Consider the following 23,347-nt stretch of genomic DNA (forward strand, 5'->3'; position numbering starts at 1 on the left):
TTGGCAATAGCATTCGTAACGAATGGGCCGGATTGACATAGAGAGCCTGACCAAAGAGTATCGTACGCCGAACGGACCGCTCCGCGCCGTCGACTCGCTCGACCTCGAGATCGAAGACGGGGAGTTCATCGTTTTCGTGGGGCCGTCCGGCTGTGGCAAATCGACGACGCTTCGCTGTATCGCTGGCCTCGAGACCGTAACGAGCGGCTCGATCCGATTCGGAGAGACCGACATAACGGAGGACAAGCCCAAAGACCGGGATATCGCGATGGTGTTCCAGAACTACGCGCTCTATCCTCACATGACCGCCAGGGAGAACATCGCGTTCGGGCTGAAGATGTCGACGGAGCTGTCGGCCACCGAAATCGACGACCAGGTCGAGATGGCCGCTGAAATGATGGATATCGACGATCTCCTCGACGACAAACCCGGCGAACTCTCCGGCGGGCAACAACAGCGGGTCGCGCTTGGCCGTGCGATCGTCCGCGATCCAGCGGTCTTCCTGATGGACGAACCGCTCTCGAACCTCGACGCGAAACTGCGCGCACAGATGCGAACGGAGCTCCAACAACTCCAACACGAGTTGGGGGTGACCACGGTGTACGTCACCCACGATCAGACGGAGGCGATGACGATGGGTGACCGGATCGTTATCCTCGACGACGGCCAGCTACAGCAGGTCGGCACACCCCTCGAGTGCTATCACCGACCGGCGAATCGGTTCGTCGCGGGATTCATCGGCTCGCCCCCCATGAATTTCCTCGAGGTCGACGCCGACTCCGAGGAGGGGGCGCTCGTGCATCCGGCGTTTACGCTCCCGCTGCCCGACTCGCTCGCGGCGGAGATCGATACTGAAGCCCTGACCCTCGGTATCAGACCGGAGCACGTGTCACTGACGACGACGCCCGAGACACACGCGGAGCCCGACCGGTTGATCGAGATGGAAGTCACGGTTACCGAACCGATGGGCGACGTAACGAACGTCTATCTGGACGTCGGCGGGGAGTCGATGACGGTGACTGCTGACGGTCGCATCGGCGTCGATGCCGGTGAAACGGTGTTCATCCACGTTCCGACGGCGAAGATGCATCTGTTCGACGCCGACTCCGGCGAGTCGCTCAAACACAGCGACGAGTCGGTCGAGCCGGCGACCTCCCAGACGGCGTCCGGTCGTGCCGAAACGGTGTAATTCGACCGACCGTCCAAGCGCGGTCACTGCGCTTTGGCGGCGACGCCAGTTCTCCCGGTCTCGAGCGGACGGATATTAATCCGGCAAAAGTATACTAATTTGAAATATTGGAATATAAAAGTGACTACAGATAGCAATAGAATTATATACTCTGTTTAGTCAATACTAGACGGCCGAGTCGCGGAAGGACACACGGCCAGAGACGAGACGACAATCACACGGAGACGATATCTATGAAACGATCACGGCGACGCGTACTACGGAACGCAACGACGCTCTCTGCACTGCTAGCAGGGATTGGGACGAGCACAGCCACAGCCAAAGAGTATCCCGCGTGGGATCCGGAGACCGTCTACACCGACGGCGATCGGGTCATCTACGACGGCTTCGTCTGGGAAGCGCAGTGGTGGACTCAGGGCGACGAGCCCGGATCGAACGAGTGGGGTCCGTGGGACGAAATCGAAGAACACGACGACGGTGACGACGATGGCGAAGACGGGCCGACCGCCCGCATCTCGGTCAGCACCCAGTTCCCCGATCCCGGCGAGACCGTCGAGTTCGACGCCGGCGATTCCGAGGGCGACATCGAGGACTACGAGTGGACGTTCGACGACGGAACGACAGCGACGGGTGACAGCCTCTCCAAATCGTTCGAATCGGGACGATACGAGGTCACGCTGACCGTCGCAAACGCCGACGGGGAAACCGACACCGACACGATCTCGATAACCGCTGGACGCACGTCGTCGGACGACCAGCGGGTCGTCGCGTACTATCGCCAGTGGGCACAGTACGATCGAGACTACTATCCGGGCGACATTCCCTTCGATAACGTGACCCACGTCCAGTACGCGTTCGGTCGTCCCGAGCAAGACGGGTCCGTGAACCTCGTCGGTGCCAGCCACGGCCAACAGCTCTTCCACGGCGGCAAGGACTGGTACGAGCCCGACCGCGGCATGTCGTTCGCGGAACACGCAGCCGAAGAGGAGGACACCAACTTCGTCCTCTCGATCGGTGGGTGGGGTGATTCGGAGTTCTTCTCCGACGCCGCACGCACGCAGGAGAACCGGGAACGGTTCGCGAGCGACTGCGTCGACTTCGTCGAAGAGAACAACCTCGACGGGATCGACATCGACTGGGAGTTCCCCGGCGGCGGGGGGTGTACGGCGGACGATCCCGTCTGTGACCGCGACAACGTCGTCCGCGAGGGCGACCAAGAGCGGTTCACGCTCCTCTGTCGGGAGGTCAGAGACCAGCTCGATGCGGCCGCAACGAACGACCCCGACCGGGACGAGCCGTACGAGCTTACCGCAGCCGTCAGTGCCAACCCGTCGATCGTCGAGGGCCTCGAGCACGAACAGCTCTCGGACATCCTCGACTTCGTTCTCGTGATGACCTTCGACTTCCGTGGGATCTGGAGCGAGACGACCGGACATCACGCGCCGCTGAAGGAGAACCCGGACGACCCGTTCGAGGAGAGCGGCGTCTGGAACGCCCAGTCCGCCCTCGAGTGGTACGAGGAACAAGGCTGGGATCCCGACCAACTCAACATGGCCGTGCCGTTCTACGGTCGGAGCTGGACTGACGTACAGCCCCCCGAAGACGGCTTCGGGACCGGTTCCGACGACGGGCTCTTCCAGCTCTACGAGGGAGACGGCGGCGATGCGAGCGGTGACGGATCGTACCCGAGCTGGGGCGATCAGGGAACGGATTACGCCGGCGTCTGGGAGTGGTTCGACCTCGAGGGTGACGGCCGACAGGGAAGCAATCCCGTCGATCTCGATAGCGGAGCCTGGGAGACGTATTTCGACGAGGACGCGGTCACCGCATGGAGCTGGAACCCCGAGGAACGGACGATGATCTCCCACGATACGACGGAGTCGATGGCGGCGAAGATGGACTGGCTTCGCGACTCGCCCTACGGCGGGACGATGTTGTGGGCGATCAGCGGCGATACCTACGAAGGAGAGCTCATCGAGACGCTCTGGACGACACTCAACGGCTAACCTGCGGTCTGGGGCCCGTGCCCGGCAACGATCGGGAGCCCCTCGAGCAGCAGCATCGACGATCGAACGACACCAGCAACCACAACCGATGAAACGATCACGACGGAACGTACTGAGTACAGCATCGAAAATATCCGCCCTGCTGGCCGGCCTCGGAGCGAGTTCGGTGGCGACGGCCCAGGAGTATCCGGAGTGGGATCCGGACACCGCATACACGGACGGTGACCGCGTCGTCCACGACGACTCCGTCTGGGAAGCCCAGTGGTGGACCCGCGGCGACGAGCCGGGCGAGGGCGGCGAATGGGGGCCGTGGGACGAGATCGAATCGTCCGAACCCGAGCCGCCGGCCCTGTCCGCACGCATCGCCGCGAGCACGTCCCGCGTCGAGATCGGCGAGGCCGTCGAGTTCGACGGGAGCGAGTCGACGGGTGCGATCGACTCCTACGCGTGGGCGTTCGGCGACGGGACCGAAGCCACCGGCGAGGCCGTCACGCACACGTACGACGAAACGGGCGACTACACCGTCGAACTGACCGTCACCGACGCCGACGGCGAAACCGACACCACCCGTCTCGACGTCACCGTCCGGGACGAGATCGAAGGGCCGGACGACGACTTCAAAGTCGTCGGCTACTACCCCGGCTGGAAGGCAAACGACGAACAGGACTACTACCCGAGCGACGTCCCCTTCGACAAGGTGACCGACGTGCTGTACGCGTTCATCGCGCTCGACGAGAACGGGAACGTCTTCCCGCCGGAAAACGACGAGACGGAGTTCGACATCCCGCGCCAGACACACGAGGAAAACCTCGAGCAGTTCGCCGACCTGGCGGACGAGGCCGACTGTCGGTTCCACCTCTCGATCGGCGGCTGGACGCTCTCGGATAATTTCCACATCGTTGCGGCCGATCCGGACCTGCGGACGACCTTCGCCGAGAGCTGCGTCGAGTTGATGCGGCAGTACAACTTCGACGGGATCGACATCGACTGGGAGCATCCCGGCCCACAGCAGGGGCAGTGCCAGTGTGGCAACGACGACGACTACGAGAACCACGTCCTGTTGCTCGAGGAACTGCGCGACCACCTCGATCAGGCGGGCGAGGAGGACGGCCAGCACTACTACCTGTCGGTCGCCAACGGCGGTTCCGACTGGAACGCCGGGGGGCTTCGCCACGATCGGATCGGCGAGATCTGTGACTCGGTGTACGTCATGGCCTACGACTTCACCGGCGAGTGGATGACCACGATCGGGCTGAACGCGCCGCTGTACGGTCCCGACACGCATCCGACGAACGACCGCGACGTCTACCCCGACGGCGAACAGTACTGGGCGGAGTACTCCGTCGACGAGTTGTGGGCCGGCGATCACGGCGAGGAGGGCTACTGGCCCAACCAGTGGCAGTATCCGCCCGCCGACCCCGCCGAGTACGGCGAACTCGTGCTCGGGATGCCGTTCTACGGCCGCGGCTTCACCGTCGGCGAGTGGCAGTCGCCCGAACTCGGTTCGCGGTACTCGGGACTCCCCGAAGGAACCTGGCACCACCTCCTCGAGGACGGCGCGGACCCGACCGGCTCGTTCGACTTCGGTGACATCGAGGAGAACATGCGCGACGAACCCGACTGGGAGGTCACCCGTCACGACATGGGTGAGGTCCCCGCCCTCGTCAACGAGGACGAGGGGATCTTCATCAGTTACGACGACGAGCAGGCCATCGAGGCGAAAGTCGAGTTCGCCAAGGAACGCGGCATGGGTGGCGTGATGTTCTGGGAACTCTCCCAGGACTGGAACGGGACGCTCCTGGAGACGATCCTCGAGACGATCTAATCGACGACAATGAAACGATCACGACGAAACGTACTGCGTACTGCATCGACACTGTCCGCCGTCGTCACGGGCGTCGGGGTCGGCACTGCTGCGGCCGCACAGGAGTACCCCGAGTGGGAGTCCGACGAGGTGTACACGAGCGGTGACCGCGTCGTCCACGACGGCTTCGTCTGGGAAGCCCAGTGGTGGACCCGCGGCGACGAACCGGGCGAGGGCGGCGAATGGGGACCGTGGGACGAGATCGAACCGTACGATCCCGGCCCGACCGCATCGATCGCCGTCAGCGACGCCACCCCCGATCCGGGGACGGACGTTCGGTTCGACGGCACCGACTCGGACGGCGAGATCGCCGCCTACGCCTGGGACCTCGGCGACGGAACGACCGCCGAGGGCGGCGTCGTGACACACGCCTACGACGACGACGGCGAGTACGAGGTGACGCTGACAGTCGAGACCGACGACGGCGACTCGGATTCGACCGCGACGACGATCCACGTCGGCGGACGGGACGGGATCACCGTCGACGGCGCGTTCGCGCCGTACCAGGGCACCTGGGGCGATCTCGTCGACGGGACACTCTCGGCCGACACCGATCGCGTCGTCGTCTCGTTCCTCGGCGATGCGACCGACGACGGCGACGTCACCCCCGGATGGCTGACGGGTTGTAATCAGGGCTCGTGTGAGCAGCAGCCGCTCTCGAGGTACGAACCCGAGATTCAGACGTTACAGGACGACGGCATCGAAGTGTGGCTCTCGGTCGGCGGCTGGAGCGGCCGAACCGTTGCCCGCGATGCGGATTCCGCCACGGAGCTGAAAGACGCCTACGCGGAGATCCTCGACACGTTCGGCGTCACGCACATCGACATCGACGACGAGAACGCCCACCGGCGCGACCAACCCATCTACGAACTGCGCAACGAGGCCCTCGCGCTGTTACAGGACGAGCGCCCCGAGGTCACGGTGGGCTACACCGTTCCGGCGGACGAGAACGGGATCGCGAACTCGAGCCACGCGCAGGCCAGAACGTGGGTCCGCGACGCCGTCGAGAAAGGCGTCGACCTCGAGTACGTCAACATCATGACGATGGTGATGGGCCCGACGACGTACGACAAGATCGAGTCGGCGTGTGAGGGCACCGTCGAATTCCTCGAAGAGGTGTATCCCGACACGTCGACCGCGGAGCGCTGGGCGATGCTCGGGAACACCGCGGACGTCAGCGAAGAATCGATCACGCCCGACGTCGCCCGGGATATCGTCGATTTCGCGGCGGACCGCGGAATGGGACTGGTGTCCTACTGGGCGCTGTACAACGACCCCGACGGAACGTTCTCGGAGATCTACGCGGACTTCGAGGACGGTTCGACCGATCGCCCCAACTGAACCGATTCACACACGGATCGCACAGCAGTCGTGCGATCGGGTGTGCAGTAGCGGGCAGTGGCTCCCGTCGCCTTGCTCGAGTCGCGACCGGAGATGCCATCGTGGCCGTCAGTATCGCCGGTCGAGCAGTCGATAGAAGGGAGCGCCGTCCTCGAGTGGTTACCGTTCGTTTACTGGAACCGACGACAGAATTTTTCCCATATGAACCAATATTAATGTTTTAGGTATTGATAAAATATAAGTATAGTAAATAGATATATGGTGATGTAGAATGGTGAATAATAACGACCGAAACCGTCCCGGGAGACGGGACGTCCTTCGGAGTCTCGGAGCGATCGGCAGTATCACAGCGCTCGGCGGTCTGACGGCCGCACAGCCCGGACGCGATCCGGGTCCGAAACCGAACGAATTGCTGGTCAGTACGGCCCCGACGACGAGCACGGCATCCGTACAGCGCACCGTAGAGAACCAACTCCCTTCGGACGCAAGCGTCGTCCACCGAAACGATACGCTCGGCTACTTCGCGGTCGAGGTTCCCGACGAGGCGAGCGCACAGGCGGATTCGAACGTCGCCCGAAGCCTCGAGCGAACCGACGGCGTGGAGTTCGTCGAGGAGAACGGGACCTACTATGCGTTCGACGAGGTGGAGACGGAACAGCGACAACCGGACGACCCCCAGTTCTCCCAGCAGTACGCCCCACAGCAGGTGAACGCGCCGGAGGCATGGGAAACGACGGTCGGATCGGAGAACGTGACGATCGCCGTCATCGACACGGGCACCGATTACGACCATCCCGATCTTCGGGACCAGTTCGGTTCGAATCCGGGAACCGACCCCGCAGGCGACACCGACGATCCGGCCGCACGAGGGGCGAAACACGGGACCCACGTCTCCGGCATCGCGTCTGCGACCACGGATAACGGCGACGGAGTCGCCGGGATTTCGAACTCGCACCTCTATGCGGTGCGGGTCCTCGGTGGGGGTGGCGGCGGTTCCTGGAGCGACATCGCCGACGGTATCCAGTGGGCTGTGGACAACGGTGCCGACGTCATCAACCTGAGCCTCGGCGCGCCACAGCAAAGCGGTGTGGTCGAAAGCGCGATCGATTACGCGTACGACAACGGGACGCTACCGATCGCCGCAGCGGGGAACGACGGCCCGTGTACCGATTGTGTCTCCTATCCGGCGGCGTACCCGAACTGCGTCGGGGTGTCGGCACTCGACTCCTCGGAGAACCTCGCGCGCTTCAGCAACACCGGCCCGGAGATCGACGTCGCTGCGCCGGGCGTGGACGTCCTCTCGACCGTCCCAAGCGGCGGCTACGAGCAGCTGTCGGGCACGTCGATGGCGTCGCCTGCCGTCGCGGGCGTCGCCGCACTCGGACTGGCAGCCAATCCCGACTGGGGGCCGAGCGAACTGCGTTCCGCGCTCGAGGAGTCGGCCGTCGACATCGGACTTCCCGCCAGCGAACAGGGTGCTGGCCGGGTCGACGCCGCCAACCTCGTCGGCGAGGGCGGCGACCCACCGGCGGACGTAACGGCCGTTGCGGACGCGTCGCCGACGACCGTCGAACCGGGAGAGACCGTCACGTTCGACGGGGGAGACTCGTCCGGACCGATCGACGCCTACGAGTGGGAGTTCGGTAACGGTGCCTCGGCGACCGGCCAGACGGTGACTCACAGCTACGACGACGAAGGCGAGTACACCGCGACGGTGACGGTGACTGGCGGCGGCGGGAGCGACAGCGACTCGGTTACCGTCACCGCCGACGGCACCGGTGATCCACCGGGCGACTGCGGCGACTATCCGGCGTACGACAACGCGACGGTCTACGAAACCGGGGACCGTGTCGCCTACGACGGTGCCGTCTGGGAGGCCACGATAAGTGTGATGACGGTTCCGCCGAGTCACGATAGCTGGCGGTGGTCACACGTCACGGACTGCTGATCCGCTCGCGGTCGGTGCACGGACTAGAGAGCCGATATATTTTCTAATACGTATACGAAGTATTATATAATCCTGTGCTAAATATTACGTCGGACCTCGAGTCGGACGCTTTCGCGGGGCACTACCGTTCGCGTCGCTCGAGGGACGGTCGAACGATACAGTCGCAACCAACAGACAATGAAACCGACACGCCGCACTCTGCTTCGCACAGTATCAACACTCACCGCCGGACTGGCCGGCGCGACGACGGTGAGTGCGACCGAATCGCCGCCCCAGTGGGACCCCGATACCGTCTACACGGATGGTGATCGGGTCGTCTACGACGGGACCGTCTGGGAAGCCCAGTGGTGGACTCGCGGCAACGAACCCGGTTCGCGGGAGTGGGGTCCCTGGGACCGCGTCGAGGACGCACCCGACGACCCGGACCCGGAACCGCCCGAGGGGCCGACGGCGTCGATCGCTGTCAGCGAGACGCCGGTCCCACCGACCGAGTCGGTCGTGTTCGACGCCACCGACTCGGCTGGCGAGATCGACGCCTACGAGTGGGACTTCGGCGACGGCACCGAAGCTGCCGGCGACGTGGTCGAGCACGCCTACGACGACGCCGGCGAGTACGGGGTCGAACTCGTCGTCACCGACACCGACGGTCGCACGGACGCCGCGAGTACCACGGTCAGCGTCGAAGAGCGAGACGCCGATCCCGACGATATCACGGCCGATACCACGATCGCCGAGTTCTACGGGGACTACGACGAGCGGTACGTCCCCGAACTGTTCGACAACTGGATGCCGGACGCCGCATCGGACTACGGTGCGGACACGGACGCGATTCGAAACAACGTCGACGACGGCTCCCTCGAGTTCGGATCGCTGGGCACGCAGGCGCTCCCGTGGGTCCAGCAGTTCGACGACGCCGGCCTTCCCCGGCACGCCAGTTCACAGCTTCTGCCGTGGCTTTCGGTGCTGCCCGAGGAGACGGAGACGCCGACGTTCCAGGGCAGCGGTCGCAGCGTGGCGTGGGATCAGACGGCCGGCCCGACTGCAGCGACCAACGATCCGTCCACGTTCGTCCAGCCACAGTGGCCCACGGACGCGATCGGCGAGGCGGACGAGGAAGTCGCCGAACGGGATGCCGTCCACAACCAGCCACAACACCGGGACGACTGGGACTCCCACTTCTCCCTCCCGGACGAGATCCTGTACAACCACGACAATCAGTTGCTCGATACCATCGCGAACGACGTCCATCCCGTAACCGGCGACCCGCTGGGCGGCGACGGGTTCACTGCGAACGCGCCCATGGAAGTCACAGCGGAAGTGCACGCCGACGGCTGGAGCGGGCATCAGGTTCTCGTCTTCGAGAACACCAGCTCGGTTCCCTACCACCTCGACGGGGCGGTCATCTGGTGGGTCGGCCCGTCGAAGTACGGCAAGACGATGTCCGCAGGTCACTACAACAACGAACAGCGCCCGGAACCCGGCGTCGGTCACCCACAGCGTGATATCATCGAAGTCGTGCTCGACGACGAGCACATGCCCGAGCAATACGAGGGTGAAGACGTCGATCTCTCGGCGTTCGCCGTCCGGCTGGCGTTCCACGACTCGCCGTACATGTTCCGGACGGCCTACCCCGGCCAGTACTGGTCGCTCGAGATCCGTACCGGCGATAACCTGGCCGGACGCCATCAGGGCGACGACGAACGGCAGCGACTCGTCGACACGATGGTCGAGACGTGCCACGTCGAACTCAGACAGGACCTCGACATCGAGCGCAACACCGAACTCGTCGAGACGATCGAACTCACGAACCGGGTTGCGAACTGAGAGCCGGATCGTTCCGGTCCAGTTCGCAGGTGGGTCGGCTACGCCGTCCGATGAGATTCGGTAGCCGATTCGGCTAGGTGTCGATCTCCAATGACTGTCGGCATTCAAATATATATGCCGGACGGGAACGCAATGTAGCCCAGCGCCGTCCTCACGAACGCGCTCGCCAGTCGATCGGCGACGTCCCTCGGGACACGTCGCGCTCCGAACGTACGGTTCGGATGGGGATGTGCCGGTCGGAGCTGCAGACTGCGATCCGGTTCGATGACTTGGTTCCGTACGCTACTCGTCGGTCTTCCACCGCTCACGGAATCCCGCCAGCCGAGTGCCACTCGAGAGGGACGACGTCGAATTGCCGCGGATGCTGCCGAGAGCGAACGACCGATTCAAACGATACCGTCGAAGAGACGGACTCCGACCTCGAGAAGCGAACGCGGCTCTCGGGATGGTACTGAATAAGTTAAAATTTTATACTTCCACTAAAGTACCACGTACGTGTTATGTAAGCAGACGGAATCGGCGTCCCAGCGGCCGCGCCGGTGGCCCGCTGCGGTCGCGTCGCGGTTGGACAGTACATTGGAGTTCGAACACGATCTACAGTCACACCACCGCTGGCGACTGTAACTATCTGTAGTATTTCGACCACCATCCGGGTTAGTATTGCTAATTCTTTCCAATACAGACTGCCTCGCTCCTCCGACTGCCACTCCGGAACGGTATGCCCAACACGGACTTCGAGGGACGCACTCACGTTTCGATCAGGATTCGACGAGTGTAGTCGAACCGCTCGCCCGATATCGGGGAGATCGTCCTCGGCAGCCGAGTGGCGGAATACTACAGCGTTTGGATCGGGACGTCCATCCGACGACTGGAGCATCACGACTCAGTTGTGACCCGCAAGTTATTGCATAGTTTTAACAATACTATCTGGATTTCGACTTGCCAGCTGTCATAATTGTCATGGCTCTCACGACGCCGTCGTCGTCGGTCGACGGCGGCTCGTATGACGGACAGTCGAGAACAGCGAGACACGCCGCTCGAGTGCGAACCGACATTCCTTTTCCCCTCACCCGCGCACCCCCGAGTATGTACGTCGGACGATTCGTCGTCGTCGGCCCCGAGGGTGGCGCGTATCGCGTCTCCTCGCGGTCGTTCCCGAACCGCGAGATCACCGCTCGAGACGAGGCGCTCACCGTCGGTCCCACCGAGGACGCCCCCGAGACGGACAACCCCTACGTCTCCTACAACTGCCTGCGGGTCGTCGAGACGCCGACGGGCGAGACGGTCGCCTTCGGCAACGGCTCGCACGTCGATCCGATCGCGGAGAAACTCGAACTCGGCTATCCGGCTCGCGACGCGCTGGCGGAGAGCCTGCTGGCGCTGGATTACGAGAAAGACGACTACGACACACCACGCATCGCGGCGACGATCGGCGGCGACGGTGAGGCGCTCATCGGCACCGTTCGCGAGGACGCGCTGCTCGTCGAAACCGTCGACGAGCCGACGCTGGTCGCGACCTACGAGAAGGACGCCCCCGAGTCGTTCGAGTTCGAGGCCGACAGCGCCGACGCGGCCGCAAGCGAGGCCTACGACCTCGCGTTCGAACACGCGGTCTGTGCGGCCGGGGTCGCCCGGACCGACGACGGGTTCGAGACGGCCATCGAGAACGGCGACTGAGCCGCGACTGCGTTCCGGCTCTTTCAGCCGCCGACCATCACGGGAGGGTTGTGACCGGTGGGTTCCACCGTCGCCCCTCCCGAAGGGATCCTGGCTTCGCCAGCGATCGAAACGACCGCCGGACAACCTACATACTCCTCGCGCCACTTACCCTCGAGCATGAAGGTCGGACTCGTTTCGGATATTCACAGCAATCGAGTCGCCCTCGAGGCCGTCCTCGAGGACATGCCGCCGGTCGACGAGTTGCTCTGTGCCGGCGACGTCGTCGGCTACAACCCCTGGCCCGCCGACTGCGTCGACGAGATGCGCGAGCGGGACGTGCCGACGGTGATGGGAAACCACGATGCGGCAGTCGCTGGCGACACTCCCTTCCGATTCAACGGCATGGCCAAGGCGGGCGTCGAGCACGCGAAAACCCACCTCTCCGACGAGGAACTCGAGTGGCTCTCCTCGCTCCCGCCCGAGCGTCTCGCCTGCGATGACCGGGTAAAACTCGTTCACGGACACCCGGACGATCCCGACCGTTACACCCGGTATACGTACCCAGAGGAGTTCTCGCCCCGACTACTGGGAGACGAAGACGTTCTCGTATTGGGCCACACCCACGTCCAGGGCGTGAGACGGTTCGCCGAGGGAATCGTCGTCAACCCGGGGAGCGTCGGCCAACCTCGCGACGGGGATCCGCGAGCGGGATACGCAGTCGTGGATCTCGACGCCCTGACGGTCGACACCCACCGCGTCGAGTACGACATCGACGCGGTACAGGAGGCCGTCGACGACGCGGGGTTGCCGACGCGCATCGGGACACGACTCGCCAGAGGGGAGTGAGCGAACGAGCGATCCGCCCTCGGATCGTGGAGCCGTGAGGACCGGAAACGAATCTTTTTACACTGGGCCCGGTGCTACGTTCGGACATGGTTTCCACCGGCCACACCGCGTGTATCGTCCGGAACGAGCCGCCACACGCCCCAGGCCGGTGTTGCCGGCCGCCGACTCACACGTCGCCGCGAGGCCGGCGTCGCGTCGAAATCGTGTCACCAACTACGACGGGGAGCGATGTTCGAACGCGTGCGTGAGGACGTGCGGGCGATGCGCGAGCGCGACCCCGCCGCGAAGGGGTGGCTCGAGGTCCTCCTGTGTTATCCGGGGCTCCACGCGGTCTGGGCACACCGGCTCGCCCATCGATGCTGGAACGGCGGCCCCGCCGGGCGGCTGTTCGCGCGGCTGTTATCCCACGTCGTCCGCCTGCTGACGGGCGTCGAGATCCATCCGGCCGCCGACGTCGGCCGGCGGGTGACGATCGATCACGGAATGGGCGTCGTCATCGGCGAGACGGCCGAGATCGGCGACGACGTGCACATGTACCACGGGGTCACGCTCGGCGGCGACACGAACGAACCGGTCAAGCGCCATCCGACGGTCGAGAACGGCGCACAGCTGGGCGCGAACGCGACGCTGCTCGGCGATATCACGATCGGTGCGGACGCGGCCGTCGGTGCCGGCTCGGTCGTCACGCAAGACGTCCCGGCGGGGGCGACCGTCGTCGGCGTGCCGGCGGAGCGAGTCGACTGATCGGGGCCGGTCACACCAACGGTTCGACCAGGTCCTTCCCCGCCTCGAGCAGTTCCCGTACCCGCTCTTCGTCCGCAGCCTCGGCGTAGACCCGCAACACGGGTTCGGTCCCGCTGGGACGGACCAGCAGCCACGAGCCGTCGGCCAGCAGCAGTTTGAAGCCGTCGGCAGTGTTGACGTCCTCCACCGCCGTTCCCGAGACGGTCTCGGGGATCACGTCCTCGAGTTCGGCCACCACCCGCGATTTCTCGCTGTCGGGACAGTCGACGCTGATCTTGTCCTGGACGACGGTGCCGTGTTCGGAGAGCAGCCGGTCGACTCGAGCGTCGATCGGCTCGTCGGCGTGCATCGTGGCCGCGAGCAGCGCCAGCAAGACGCCGTCTTTCTCGCGGACGTGCCCCCGGACGGTGAACCCGCCGGACTCCTCGCCGCCGACCAGCGCGTCGTGGTCGGCCATCGCCTCGGCGACCCACTTGAAGCCGACCGGAACCTCGTGGACGGTCTCGCCGTGGGCCTCGGCGACCCGATCGATCAGATAGGTCGTCGAGACCGTCCGGATCGCCGGGCCCGAGGCGTTCTCGAGCAGGTAGTCGTACAGCGCGGCGAAAAACAGGTTCTCGTCGAGGTAGCCCCGGTCGGGCGTGACGACGGCGAGTCGGTCGGCGTCGCCGTCGTTCGCGATCCCCAGATCGACGTCGGTCTCGTCGTTCGTAACGGTCTCGATCAGGGCCGCGAGGTTCTCGGCGGCGGGTTCGGGGGAGCCGCCGCCGAATTCGGGATCGCGCTCGCAGCGGAACCGCTCGAGGGTGGCTCCGGCACGCTCGAGCAGGGCATCGGTCGTGTCGCGGCCGCTGCCGTGCATGGCGTCGTAGGCGACGCCGAGTTCGGACAGGTCGGCGCTGCCGGTGACCGACTCGACGAGTTCGAGGGCGGCGTCGGCGTGAGGGTCGGCGAAGTCGACCTCACGGACGGTCCCGTGTTCGCTCTTCGGGAGCGGATCGGGGTCGGCCAGCCGATCCGCGATCGCGTCGGTGACGGCGGGCAGGGCCGGCGCACCGTCCGCGGGGATGAACTTGACCCCGTTGTACTCCGGCGGGTTGTGCGAGGCCGTGATCACGAGTCCGCCCGCGAGGTCCCGTTCGAGGATCGCGTGGGCGACGAGCGGCGTCGGTCGGTCTCGTTCGGAAAGCACGACGTCGAAGCCGTTCGAACACAGCACTCGCGTCAGGTCCTCGGCGAACCCGCGTGAACCCTCGCGGGCGTCGTAGCCGACGGCGACCGGCCCCTCGAGTCCCTCGTCGGCGAGATACGTCGCGACCGCCTGTCCGACCATCCGAACGCGGGGAGCGGTAAACTCCTCGAGCGTCGCCCGCCAGCCGTCGGTACCGAAACTGATCGTCTCCATGCTCGAGTGGTCGAGAGCCGCCGCGAAAAAAGCGATGGGCCGAGAGCCGGTACGGTGGGGATCGAACGGATCGGCCACTGCACCCGCCGGGCGGTCCGTTCCCGCACACGCAGACGGTTTGCTGTCGGTCATCGACGGTGTAACCGCACGACAGGCCGCGGGCACATCGTTACGGTAGACCGTATCAGGCGTCGGTATCGGCGAGGGACTGTTCGAAGAGCCGTTCGCCCGTCTCCTCGCAGGTGACCGCGACGACCTGATGGGACGTACAGCAGGATTCGACGACCTCCTCGCCCATCCGGACGTCGCCGCCGGAGGGACACGTCTCGAGGAACATCCGGAGGCTGTTGAGCACCTCCCCTTTCGTCTCGGGGTCGAACGCGTCCCAGCCGTCGATCCACGTCTCGAGGGCGCGACTCGCGGCGACGTCCGCGATCAGGGCGCTCCGAGAGGGCCAGCGACCGGCCGACGTCGACCGGAACAGCAGGACGCGGGTCTCCTCGCGGGTCACGAGGTCGAACTCGTCGACGTCGGCCTCGAACCCGAAGGCGTCGACGGCCGCCCCGGCACCGACGCCCGACTCGTCGAGGGGCTCGATTTCGTCGAACCAGGCGGTCTCGAACTCGGCAGTGAGACAGAGGTCGTCCTGCTCGTCGCAGGGCTCGAGGACCTCGTGGTCGAGGAAGAACGTCTCGAGGTCGACGATCGCGTGCTCGTCGTTCGTCGCGGTCGGTTCGTCGACGGCATCGGCCGCCGGATCGTCGGGCCGGGTAGCAGTGTCCTCGTCGAACGTCGCAACGGTATCGGATCCGCCCGAACGGGAGGTCGAATCGCCGGCACGATCGGAGCCGGAGCCAGTGGCGTCGGCCGTCGCCGAAGCGTCGACGCCGCCGAGCCCACCTGCCACGTCGGGCGCTGGGTCCTTGCCGAACCAGCGCAGGACTTCCGGCGGGAGGTATCGCTTGGTCAACGTCGGTGTCCCGGGGACGAGATAGCCGCGAAGATAGATCAGCCCGATCGATACCCCGACGGCGAGTGCACCGCCGAGTCGGGATTTCCGTGCGATGACGGAGCCGACCACCGCTGCGATACACAGGTTCAGTACGGTACACGGTCCACACCGGTTCTCGCCGGTGTACTCGGGTTGTTTGAAGTCGTCGACGACGTCGAGTTCCATCGTACAGTAACTATCAGTTCCATCGATGATCTGTTTTTCGAATTGCACGACGAAGACAACACACGCGGCGTCGAACCACGGCACCCCGAGTGGCCGACGACGTCACTCGAGGCCGACGAGCCGTTCTTTGTCCTCGCGGCTCAGTTGTTTGATCTCGTACTCGCGGGACATCGCCGCGGATTTCGAGTCGAAGCGCTCGTGGTATCGAAGTTCGACTGGCGTTCGACCCCGCGTGTACTTCGCACCCTCACCCGCGTCGTGTTCGGCGACGCGACGCTCGAGATCGGTCGTATAGCCGGTATAGAGGGTATGATCGGCACACTCGAGGACGTAGACGACGTGATCGGGCATCGACCGTAGACTGGGACGGGAGCCCAAAAAGGTCTCGTCCGTGGGGGCGCGTGGTTGTTGGTCGCTATCGGTCGCGATGCGTTCAGGTACCGCGAGCGCGCTCTTTCGCGGCTTCCGCGATTCCCGCGTTGGCCGAACAGCTGACACACGCGTGGATTTCGCCGCGTTCGTCGGCGAAGACTCGTGCGAACCGTTCGGAGACGTGCGCGCCGCAGTGGTCACACTTGGGCATTGGTCACACCGGCCGGAGCCGGTACTACGAACTACCGGGTGAACGAATAAATAGCCTTCTCCATACACTGTTTGGCTTTTCGTCTTCGATAAATATTTTTGCCGTAGGAGGCACGCGTGTCAATCCCGCGCGGCGTCGATCGCGCGGGCGATCAGCGTCGCCTGCCCGCCGGCGACGAACCCCGCATCGATGTTGACGACCGACAGGACGGTACACGACTGGAGCATGCCGTCGAGTGCCGCTTCGCCGTCACCGCCGTGACCGTACCCACTCGAGACCGGGACGCCGATGACCGGCGTGTCGACGAGTCCCGCGACGACGGTGGGTAACGCACCCTCCCGGCCGGCAGCGACGATCAGTACGTCCGCCTCGCGGAGCCGATCGAGTTGATCGAGCGTCCGGGAAAGCGCTGCGACACCGATATCGTCGACTCGGTCGATCGTCGCGCCCGCATCCAGACAGACGACCGCCGCCTCGTCGGCGACCGGCTCGTCGACCGTCCCACCGGTGACGATCCCCACCGTCGCGTCGAGCGTCGGCTGGTCGTGCTCGGGCGTCGTCACGCGGACCGACGTCCCCCGGCGGTCGATCGTCGCGTCGAGATCCCGCTCTCCGAGGTGGGTCTCGAGCGCGTCGAACTGCGACTCCGAGACCCTGGTGAGGAGGGCTCGATCCGTCGTCTCCAGGGCGGTCTCGGCGAGTGCGACGACCTGTTCGGCCGACTTCCCCGCCGCGAAGATCGCTTCCGGGATGCCACGGCGCTGGTCGCGGGCCGCATCGAACCGGCCCGCCTCGCCGGTGACGTATCCCCTGAGTTCGGCTTCGGCCTGTGCCGGCGACAGCGAACCGTCGGCGACGGCCTCGAGGAGTTCACGCATACCGATCCTCGGCGGTCGACACACTCGAATCCGTCGACCCGAATCGGGCCCCAAAGCGAGGGCCACGGGATCACTGAACGTGCGTGCGAGCCCCGGAGCCCCGCGCGCGAGCCGAATGCCGGAGGCTGCGCGCTCCGAAACCCCGGTCGGCCGCTCATCAAACAAATACTTTCCGGTGGATCTGGGTGTCGAAACGGGCGGGTCAACACCTGCAACCCCCGTATTTCCAGGATTAACCATAAGACATATATGTAGTAACGGGAAACGGGTACATCGTATGGCAGATCTTATCGTCAAAGCCGCCGTAAAGGAAGCGCTCGATGACAAAAACGTCGCCTCGGACTTCTACGACGCACTCGACGAGGAAGTCGACGAGCTTCTCGAGGACGCCGCCCGCCGAGCAGAGGCCAACGACCGGAAGACGGTCCAGCCCCGCGACCTGTAAGGGCCGACCCGTGCGCTATTTTTTCGGACGCTACGCCGAGTAGCGGCGAGCGAAGCGATAGGACAACTGAAAGTCATTGCACACCTGATCGCACGACAGCGGTGCGATCAGTGTGTGAATCGTTTCAGTTGCTACTCTAGTCAGTGCTGTCGCTGCTCGAGGTACTCCTTCGTACGACCGAGCACGGCGTATTCGGCCCCCCGTAACTCCGAAATCGACGCCGAGCCGGTGACGAACATCGCCGTCCGGAGTTCGAGGACGAGCGTCTCGATCAACTCGACGACCGCGTCGGTCCCCTGCCCGGCCGGCGCGAGAAACGGCTTCGCGAGCCCGCCGGCGCGAGCACCGAGCGCGATCGCCGTGGCGATGTCCAGCCCGGAGCGGACGCCGCCGCTTGCGATCACGCAGTCGTGGACCGCCGCGGCCTCGAGCGTGCTCACCGCGGTCGGGATACCCCAGTCGCGAAACAGGTGGCCGAGTCGCTCCTGTCGGTCGGCGTCGACCGCAGCCGCCCGATGGGCCTCGATTCCCGACCAGGTCGTGCCACCCTGCCCGGCGACGTCGACGGCATCGACGCCAGCGTCCGCGAGTCGAGTCGCCGTCTCCCGCGAAATCCCGTTGCCCGTCTCCTTGACGATCACCGGAACCGAAAGCTCGTCGGCGACCCGCTCGATCGCTGCGAGACAGCCACGGGCGTCGATGTCACCCTCCGGCTGGACGGCCTCCTGCAGGAAGTTCAGGTGGATCGCCATCGCGTCGGCATCGATCATCTCGACGGCCGTCTCGACGTCGTCCACATCGTACTCGAGCAACTGCGCCGCGCCGACGTTACCGTAGAGGAAGGCGTCGGGTGCGGCGTCCCGAACGACCGTGTAGGACTCGAGGACGTCCCCGTCGTCGAGTTCGAGGCCCGCACGCTGGCTGCCGACGCCCATCGCGACGTTGGTTCGTTGGGCTGCCGCCGCGAGCGCCCGGTTTAGCTTCGTCGTGTTCGGGTGGCCGCCGGTCATGCTCTCGATGACGATCGGGGCCGCGAGTTCGTGTCCGAACAGCGTCGTCGTGGTCTCGATTTCGTCGCGGTGACTCTCCGGCAGCGCCTCGTGAACGAGTTCGATATCCGCGAACCCTGCACCGGTCGTCTCGACGTCTTCGGTCTCGATGATACGGATGTGATCGTCTTTCCTGTTGGATGTCTCGGGCATTGAATCCTCTCTATTGGAGACGAATAGGACCACGCTAGAAAAGGTGTCCATACGTCAGTTCGGTCGCTCCGAGCACGGCTCCGACTCGAGTTTTTTGCCCCTCCCCGTGGTAGCTCGACACATGTTACGCACGCTCCTGATCGGCTTCGGGCTCCTCGAGATCGTCAGGCCGAAGCCGGTCATCGAGGCTTGCGAGCGGATCGGCCTTCGAAATCCCGCGGCGGCCCAGCGACGGCCGCTGGCGCTGACGGGCGCGCGACTCGAGGGGCTCGTCTTCGTCTGGCTGCTGGTCCGTGGCCGACAGGGATCGACGCTCGTCACTGCGATGCTCGGGCTCGCCGGCCTGGTGCTCGTCTTGCTCCCCCGACCGATCATCGCGCTCAGCCAGCATCTGGTCTACGCCGATACCGATGCGCTCGAACTCCAGCCGTGGGTGGTTCCCGCAGCGCGCCTGCTCGGGGTGCTCTACCTGACCGTCACGCTGCTTTCGCGGAGCACAGGCGAGGAGCCGACGATCGATGCGGGGACCGACGACTCGAGTCGCTCGTCGCGTCGGTTCCGGATCCGCTCGAGCCGGTGAAGGGCACCCGATGAGACGAACACTCGTGATCGCGTTCGGGATCCTCGAGCTCGTCGCGCCCGGAGTGGTCGTCGACTACGGAGAACGACTCGCGTTCGAGGAGCCCGACGCCGGCCGACGCCGCCCCTGGACGCTCCCCATGGCTCGACTCGAGGGGATCGCGTTCTGCTGGGTGGGCGCTCGCGAAGCGGGGCTCCCGGCGGCCCTCGAGACGGCGCTCGCCGTCTACGGGCTCGTGCTGGCACTCCTCCCGCGAACGGTCGTCGAACTGAACCTCGGGCTGGCCTACGAGAACGCCGACGAACTCGAGGTGAAACGGTGGGTCGTGCCCGCGGCGCGGTTGCTCGGCGTCGTGTACCTGACCGCCGGGCTGTTCGCACGGCGGGTCGACGCGCCGACGGACGCGGACGTGACACACCGCGACGGACGGCAGTGAACCGTCCGGCCGCAGTCGACGTCGCGTTGGACGGGCTGCCGTCCCGAGTGACCGGGAACTCCACAGCCGGGTCGTGGGGTCGCCATCACTGACAGCGGCCCGTACTAGTAACGGCGGACCTCGACGCCGTCGTCGGTGCCGACGTAGGTCGCGTCGGCGACCCCGACGAACAGTCCGTGTTCGACGACCCCCGGACTCCGCGAGAGTCGCGTCGCCAGTCCGTCGGGGTCGTCGATCGGCCCGAACGCACAGTCGACGACCAGGTTGCCGTTGTCGGTCACGACGGGGCCGTCCTTTCGCTCGGCGTCCCGGAGCGTGGGCTCGCCGCCCAGCGCCTGCACCCGATCGGCCGTGACGGTGTGGGCGTCGGGACGGACCTCGAGTGGCACCGAGCGGTGCAGTCGATCGGTCAGTTTCGAGGGATCGGCGACGACGACGAACCGATCCGCGGCCGTGTCGACGAGCTTCTCGCGTGCGTGGGCCGCCCCGCCGCCCTTGATGAGCGCGCCGTAAGCGGCCGACTCGGGATCGTCGACGACCTGATCCGCGCCGTCGATCGCGAGGTCGACGCCGTCGACCGCATCGAGCTCCGTCAAGGGGATTCCGGCCTCGAGCGCGAGCTGCCGGGACTGGAACGAGGTCGGAATCCCGCGGACATCGAGCCCGTCGTCGACGGCCCGACCGATCGCCCGGATCGCGTGGGCGGTCGTCGAGCCGGTACCGAGTCCGACGACGAATCCGTCCTCGACCGCCTCGGCCGCCCGTTCGCCGGCGCGACGTTTCGCTGCGCTGGAACCGCCATCCGTCTTCATGATTGTCCAACCGAGCGGCGACGGCAAAAGCGTTGTAGCTTCGCGCTCACAGATCGACGCGGTCGAACCACGAGAGTCCCACTCCGAGCGGGACGAGCGCCCAGATCGCAAGCAGGACGAAGCCGAACCACGGCCGAGCGACGAGGGGCACGGTTTCGATGTCGTACATCGTCGTCAGCGCCAGCTGGGTCTCACCGAGGACGGCACTGATAGCGGAGCCGTAGGCGGTGCCCGGCGGGAGCGAGCTGTAGACGAGATACCAGTCCGGAAGCGACTGGACGAGCAGCGTTCCCTCGGTCGCGAAGAGCAGCGCCTGTCCCACGAGCCCCCAGAGGAACCAAAAGAGGACGACAACGACGATCACGCCGACTGCCGCCCGCGTCGTCGACCGCGTCAGCGAGGAGATTCCGACCCCGATACAGACGTAGACGAACCCGAACAACACCGTCACCAGCGTAAAGGCCACGTAGTCGACGAGCGAAACCGAGCCGACGAACGCGAAGAGTCCCGCCAGACCGACGGCAAAGCCGACCAGGATCGACACGGCGACGACGCCCGTCCGGCCGAGCACCTTCCCGAGAACGACGTCCCGACGGCGGTGGGGGAGTCCCAACAGGAACTTCAGACTGCCGCTCTCTCGCTCCCGTGCGATCGCCCCGTAGCCGACGATCAGGGCGATGATGGGGACGAGAAACCCCGCGGGCGTCTGTAACGCGAGGATCAGATCGATCGTCGACTGGGCACCGCCTTCCTCGAAGAGCTCCGAGGCCCACGACGCGACGAACGCACCGCCGGCGGTAAACAGGGCGAACAACGCTGTCAGCCCGATCAGCACGCGCGATCGGACGGCATCGCGGAAGTCCTTCTTCGCGACGGCGATCGCGCTCATCGGACCACCTGCGCTCCGTTGGAATCGTCGGACGTGTACGCCACGAACAAGTCCTCGAGGCTCGATTCGTCGGTTTCGAAGTCCTCGACGGTCACGCCGTACTCCTCGACGGTGTGCAAGACGGTGGTTTTCGCCCGATCCTCGCAGGCGACGACGAGGGTCCGGTCCTCCGGCGTCACCGACGAGACCCCGTCGATCGACTCGAGCGCCTCGAGCGCGGCCGCGGAGTCGTCGGGGATCCGATCGAGCGTCACGCGAAGTCGGGTCTGGGTGGGCATGGCCTCGCGGAGCCCCTCGACGGTGTCTTCGGCGATCAGGGAGCCGTCCCGGAGGATGCCGACCCGATCGCAGACCGCCTCGACCTGACCGAGGACGTGCGAGGAGAAAAAGACCGTCGCGCCGCGGGCGTTCTCCTCGCGGATGATCTCGCGCATCCGGCGGGCACCGTTCGGGTCGAGTCCCGTCGAGGGTTCGTCGAGGATCAGGAGATCCGGGTCGCCGACCAGCGCCGTCGCGAGGGTGAGCCGCTGGGCCATCCCCTTCGAGTAGCCGCCGGCTTTCTGCTCGGCCGCGTCGCCGATGCCGACCCGCTCGAGGAGGGCGTCGGCGTCGTCGTCGGCCCCTTTCGATTCGATGGCGAACTCGACGTGCTGGCGGCCGGTGAGCCGGTCGTAGAGGTCGACGCCTTCCGGGAGGATTCCGGTCCGGTTGCGGATCTCGAGACTGTCGGCTCGCACGTCGAGATCGAAGACCCGTACCTCGCCCGCGGTGGGCCGGATGAAATCGAGCAGGAGATTGATCGTCGTGGACTTCCCCGCCCCGTTGGGCCCGAGGAAGCCGTATATTTCGCCGCGCTCGACGGTGAGCGTCAGATCGTCGAGCGCCCGTTCGGTCGCGTACTGTTTCGTCACGGAGGAAATGTCGATAGCGGGCACAGTTTAACTGCCGTACAATTGTATCATACAAATAGCTTGCTTCGGTCTTCAACATCGGGAATCGCGTTTGAACGTCGTCGTGATTTCAGCGACAGAAAACGGGCAACAGGGGTATATAACGTGTTACTTCTATATCAAATGTGATCGAACAGATGACCGAACTCGATCCAGGTTCCAGCGACCGAATCGATACCGATCGGTACCGACGACGTGGCGCTCGACCGGCCGGCTGTCTCAGCGGTCGGTCGGTCGGCCCTGCACGTGAGGTGGACGAATGAGACTGCTCGCGACCCTCCCGTTACAGGCGGGTGCCGAGGAGATCGGGACGAACGTCCTCATCGCCATGGCGATCGGGATGCTCCTCGCACTGCTCATTACGATCGGCGCTGCCTACTGGGTGTACAAGGACGCGTCGAAGCGCGAGAACAACGAACTCGCGTGGGCGGTCGGTATCGGCGCGTTGCTGTTGCTCGCGTTTCCGCTCGGCATCGTCGCATTGATTCTGTACGTCGTCCTCCGCGGTGACGAGACGGCGTCGGAACCGATGCAAGGGGGAACCGCTGGCGGCGAGTGGTAATACTGCT

The 23,347-nt window shown here is 65.2% G+C and carries 22 protein-coding genes; 13 read left to right on the plus strand and 9 right to left on the minus strand.

The annotated features are described in order from the left end of the window. Positions 1 to 22: 22 nt before the first annotated feature. The 9 genes from J0X27_RS09080 to cysE all read left to right on the plus strand — a co-directional run bounded on the left by J0X27_RS09080 (position 23) and on the right by cysE (position 13,421). Entirely contained in the window at positions 23 to 1,189 is a 1,167-nt protein-coding gene (locus J0X27_RS09080; protein ID WP_207268834.1) for an ABC transporter ATP-binding protein, read from the plus strand. Positions 1,190 to 1,422: 233 nt separating this feature from the next. Further along, positions 1,423 to 3,195: a glycosyl hydrolase family 18 protein gene (locus tag J0X27_RS09085; protein WP_207268835.1), complete on the plus strand. Its 1,773-nt coding sequence runs from the start codon at positions 1,423 to 1,425 to the stop codon at positions 3,193 to 3,195. Positions 3,196 to 3,283: 88 nt separating this feature from the next. Beyond that, complete coding sequence (locus J0X27_RS09090; RefSeq protein ID WP_207268836.1) at positions 3,284 to 5,020, plus strand: glycosyl hydrolase family 18 protein; 1,737 nt, start codon at positions 3,284 to 3,286, stop codon at positions 5,018 to 5,020. 9 nt (positions 5,021 to 5,029) lie between these two features. Then, the gene (locus J0X27_RS09095) at positions 5,030 to 6,400 is read left to right on the plus strand and encodes a PKD domain-containing protein (RefSeq protein WP_207268837.1); all 1,371 of its coding nucleotides are present in this window, start codon (positions 5,030 to 5,032) and stop codon (positions 6,398 to 6,400) included. A gap of 271 nt (positions 6,401 to 6,671) precedes the next feature. Next, positions 6,672 to 8,348, plus strand: coding sequence for a S8 family serine peptidase (locus J0X27_RS09100; RefSeq protein ID WP_207268838.1), 1,677 nt, complete (start codon positions 6,672 to 6,674; stop codon positions 8,346 to 8,348). A gap of 177 nt (positions 8,349 to 8,525) precedes the next feature. Further along, positions 8,526 to 10,172, plus strand: coding sequence for a PKD domain-containing protein (locus tag J0X27_RS09105; RefSeq protein WP_207268839.1), 1,647 nt, complete (start codon positions 8,526 to 8,528; stop codon positions 10,170 to 10,172). Between the two features lie 1,086 nt (positions 10,173 to 11,258). Continuing rightward, a complete protein-coding gene (locus J0X27_RS09110) occupies positions 11,259 to 11,849 on the plus strand; it encodes an IMP cyclohydrolase (protein WP_207268840.1) in 591 nt (196 codons plus the stop codon). Between the two features lie 159 nt (positions 11,850 to 12,008). Then, positions 12,009 to 12,677 carry a metallophosphoesterase family protein gene (locus J0X27_RS09115; protein WP_207268841.1) on the plus strand — a complete coding sequence of 223 codons (669 nt, stop codon included), beginning with the start codon at positions 12,009 to 12,011 and terminating at the stop codon, positions 12,675 to 12,677. A 228-nt stretch (positions 12,678 to 12,905) separates the two neighbouring features. Next, entirely contained in the window at positions 12,906 to 13,421 is a 516-nt protein-coding gene (gene cysE, locus J0X27_RS09120; RefSeq protein WP_207268842.1) for a serine O-acetyltransferase, read from the plus strand. A gap of 10 nt (positions 13,422 to 13,431) precedes the next feature. Here the strand turns inward: cysE and J0X27_RS09125 are convergent, their stop codons facing one another. The 5 genes from J0X27_RS09125 to larB form a co-directional block, all read right to left on the minus strand. Further along, on the minus strand, positions 13,432 to 14,826 hold the full coding sequence (locus J0X27_RS09125; RefSeq protein WP_207268843.1) for a phosphoglucomutase/phosphomannomutase family protein: 1,395 nt from the start codon (positions 14,824 to 14,826) through the stop codon (positions 13,432 to 13,434). 184 nt (positions 14,827 to 15,010) lie between these two features. After that, positions 15,011 to 16,003, minus strand: coding sequence for a DUF8054 domain-containing protein (locus J0X27_RS09130; protein ID WP_207268844.1), 993 nt, complete (start codon positions 16,001 to 16,003; stop codon positions 15,011 to 15,013). A gap of 102 nt (positions 16,004 to 16,105) precedes the next feature. After that, positions 16,106 to 16,354 carry a GIY-YIG nuclease family protein gene (locus J0X27_RS09135; RefSeq protein WP_207268845.1) on the minus strand — a complete coding sequence of 83 codons (249 nt, stop codon included), beginning with the start codon at positions 16,352 to 16,354 and terminating at the stop codon, positions 16,106 to 16,108. Between the two features lie 82 nt (positions 16,355 to 16,436). Beyond that, positions 16,437 to 16,586 (minus strand): DUF7563 family protein, encoded by a 150-nt coding sequence (locus J0X27_RS09140; RefSeq protein ID WP_006183067.1) that lies wholly within the window; start codon positions 16,584 to 16,586, stop codon positions 16,437 to 16,439. Between the two features lie 119 nt (positions 16,587 to 16,705). After that, entirely contained in the window at positions 16,706 to 17,464 is a 759-nt protein-coding gene (gene larB / locus J0X27_RS09145) for a nickel pincer cofactor biosynthesis protein LarB (protein ID WP_207268846.1), read from the minus strand. Between the two features lie 277 nt (positions 17,465 to 17,741). Here larB and J0X27_RS09150 point away from each other — a divergent pair, with 277 nt between their 5' ends. Continuing rightward, positions 17,742 to 17,909 (plus strand): DUF1931 family protein, encoded by a 168-nt coding sequence (locus J0X27_RS09150; protein ID WP_004267503.1) that lies wholly within the window; start codon positions 17,742 to 17,744, stop codon positions 17,907 to 17,909. Between the two features lie 140 nt (positions 17,910 to 18,049). On the opposite strand, the gene fni is transcribed toward J0X27_RS09150, so the two are convergent. Next, the gene (fni, locus tag J0X27_RS09155) at positions 18,050 to 19,111 is read right to left on the minus strand and encodes a type 2 isopentenyl-diphosphate Delta-isomerase (RefSeq protein WP_207268847.1); all 1,062 of its coding nucleotides are present in this window, start codon (positions 19,109 to 19,111) and stop codon (positions 18,050 to 18,052) included. Between the two features lie 121 nt (positions 19,112 to 19,232). On the opposite strand from fni, the gene J0X27_RS09160 reads away from it, so the two are divergent. Further along, a complete protein-coding gene (locus J0X27_RS09160) occupies positions 19,233 to 19,691 on the plus strand; it encodes a hypothetical protein (RefSeq protein WP_207268848.1) in 459 nt (152 codons plus the stop codon). Positions 19,692 to 19,701: 10 nt separating this feature from the next. Beyond that, complete coding sequence (locus J0X27_RS09165; RefSeq protein ID WP_207268849.1) at positions 19,702 to 20,127, plus strand: hypothetical protein; 426 nt, start codon at positions 19,702 to 19,704, stop codon at positions 20,125 to 20,127. A 104-nt stretch (positions 20,128 to 20,231) separates the two neighbouring features. Here J0X27_RS09165 and rpiA read toward each other — a convergent pair whose 3' ends face one another. From rpiA to J0X27_RS09180, 3 genes are read right to left on the minus strand one after another with little or no spacing between them, the layout of a single operon-like run. Beyond that, positions 20,232 to 20,939 carry a ribose-5-phosphate isomerase RpiA gene (gene rpiA / locus J0X27_RS09170; RefSeq protein ID WP_207268850.1) on the minus strand — a complete coding sequence of 236 codons (708 nt, stop codon included), beginning with the start codon at positions 20,937 to 20,939 and terminating at the stop codon, positions 20,232 to 20,234. 46 nt (positions 20,940 to 20,985) lie between these two features. Continuing rightward, the gene (locus J0X27_RS09175) at positions 20,986 to 21,828 is read right to left on the minus strand and encodes an ABC transporter permease (protein WP_207268851.1); all 843 of its coding nucleotides are present in this window, start codon (positions 21,826 to 21,828) and stop codon (positions 20,986 to 20,988) included. Then, positions 21,825 to 22,763, minus strand: coding sequence for an ABC transporter ATP-binding protein (locus J0X27_RS09180; RefSeq protein ID WP_207268852.1), 939 nt, complete (start codon positions 22,761 to 22,763; stop codon positions 21,825 to 21,827). Before J0X27_RS09180 ends, J0X27_RS09175 begins: the two co-directional genes overlap by 4 nt. A 274-nt stretch (positions 22,764 to 23,037) precedes the next feature. Between J0X27_RS09180 and J0X27_RS09185 the strand changes: the two genes are divergently transcribed. Beyond that, complete coding sequence (locus tag J0X27_RS09185; RefSeq protein ID WP_207268853.1) at positions 23,038 to 23,340, plus strand: hypothetical protein; 303 nt, start codon at positions 23,038 to 23,040, stop codon at positions 23,338 to 23,340. The last annotated feature ends 7 nt before the right edge of the window (positions 23,341 to 23,347 follow it).

Origin of the sequence: Natrinema longum, from assembly GCF_017352095.1 — an archaeon.
GTDB classification, from domain to species: domain Archaea; phylum Halobacteriota; class Halobacteria; order Halobacteriales; family Natrialbaceae; genus Natrinema; species Natrinema longum.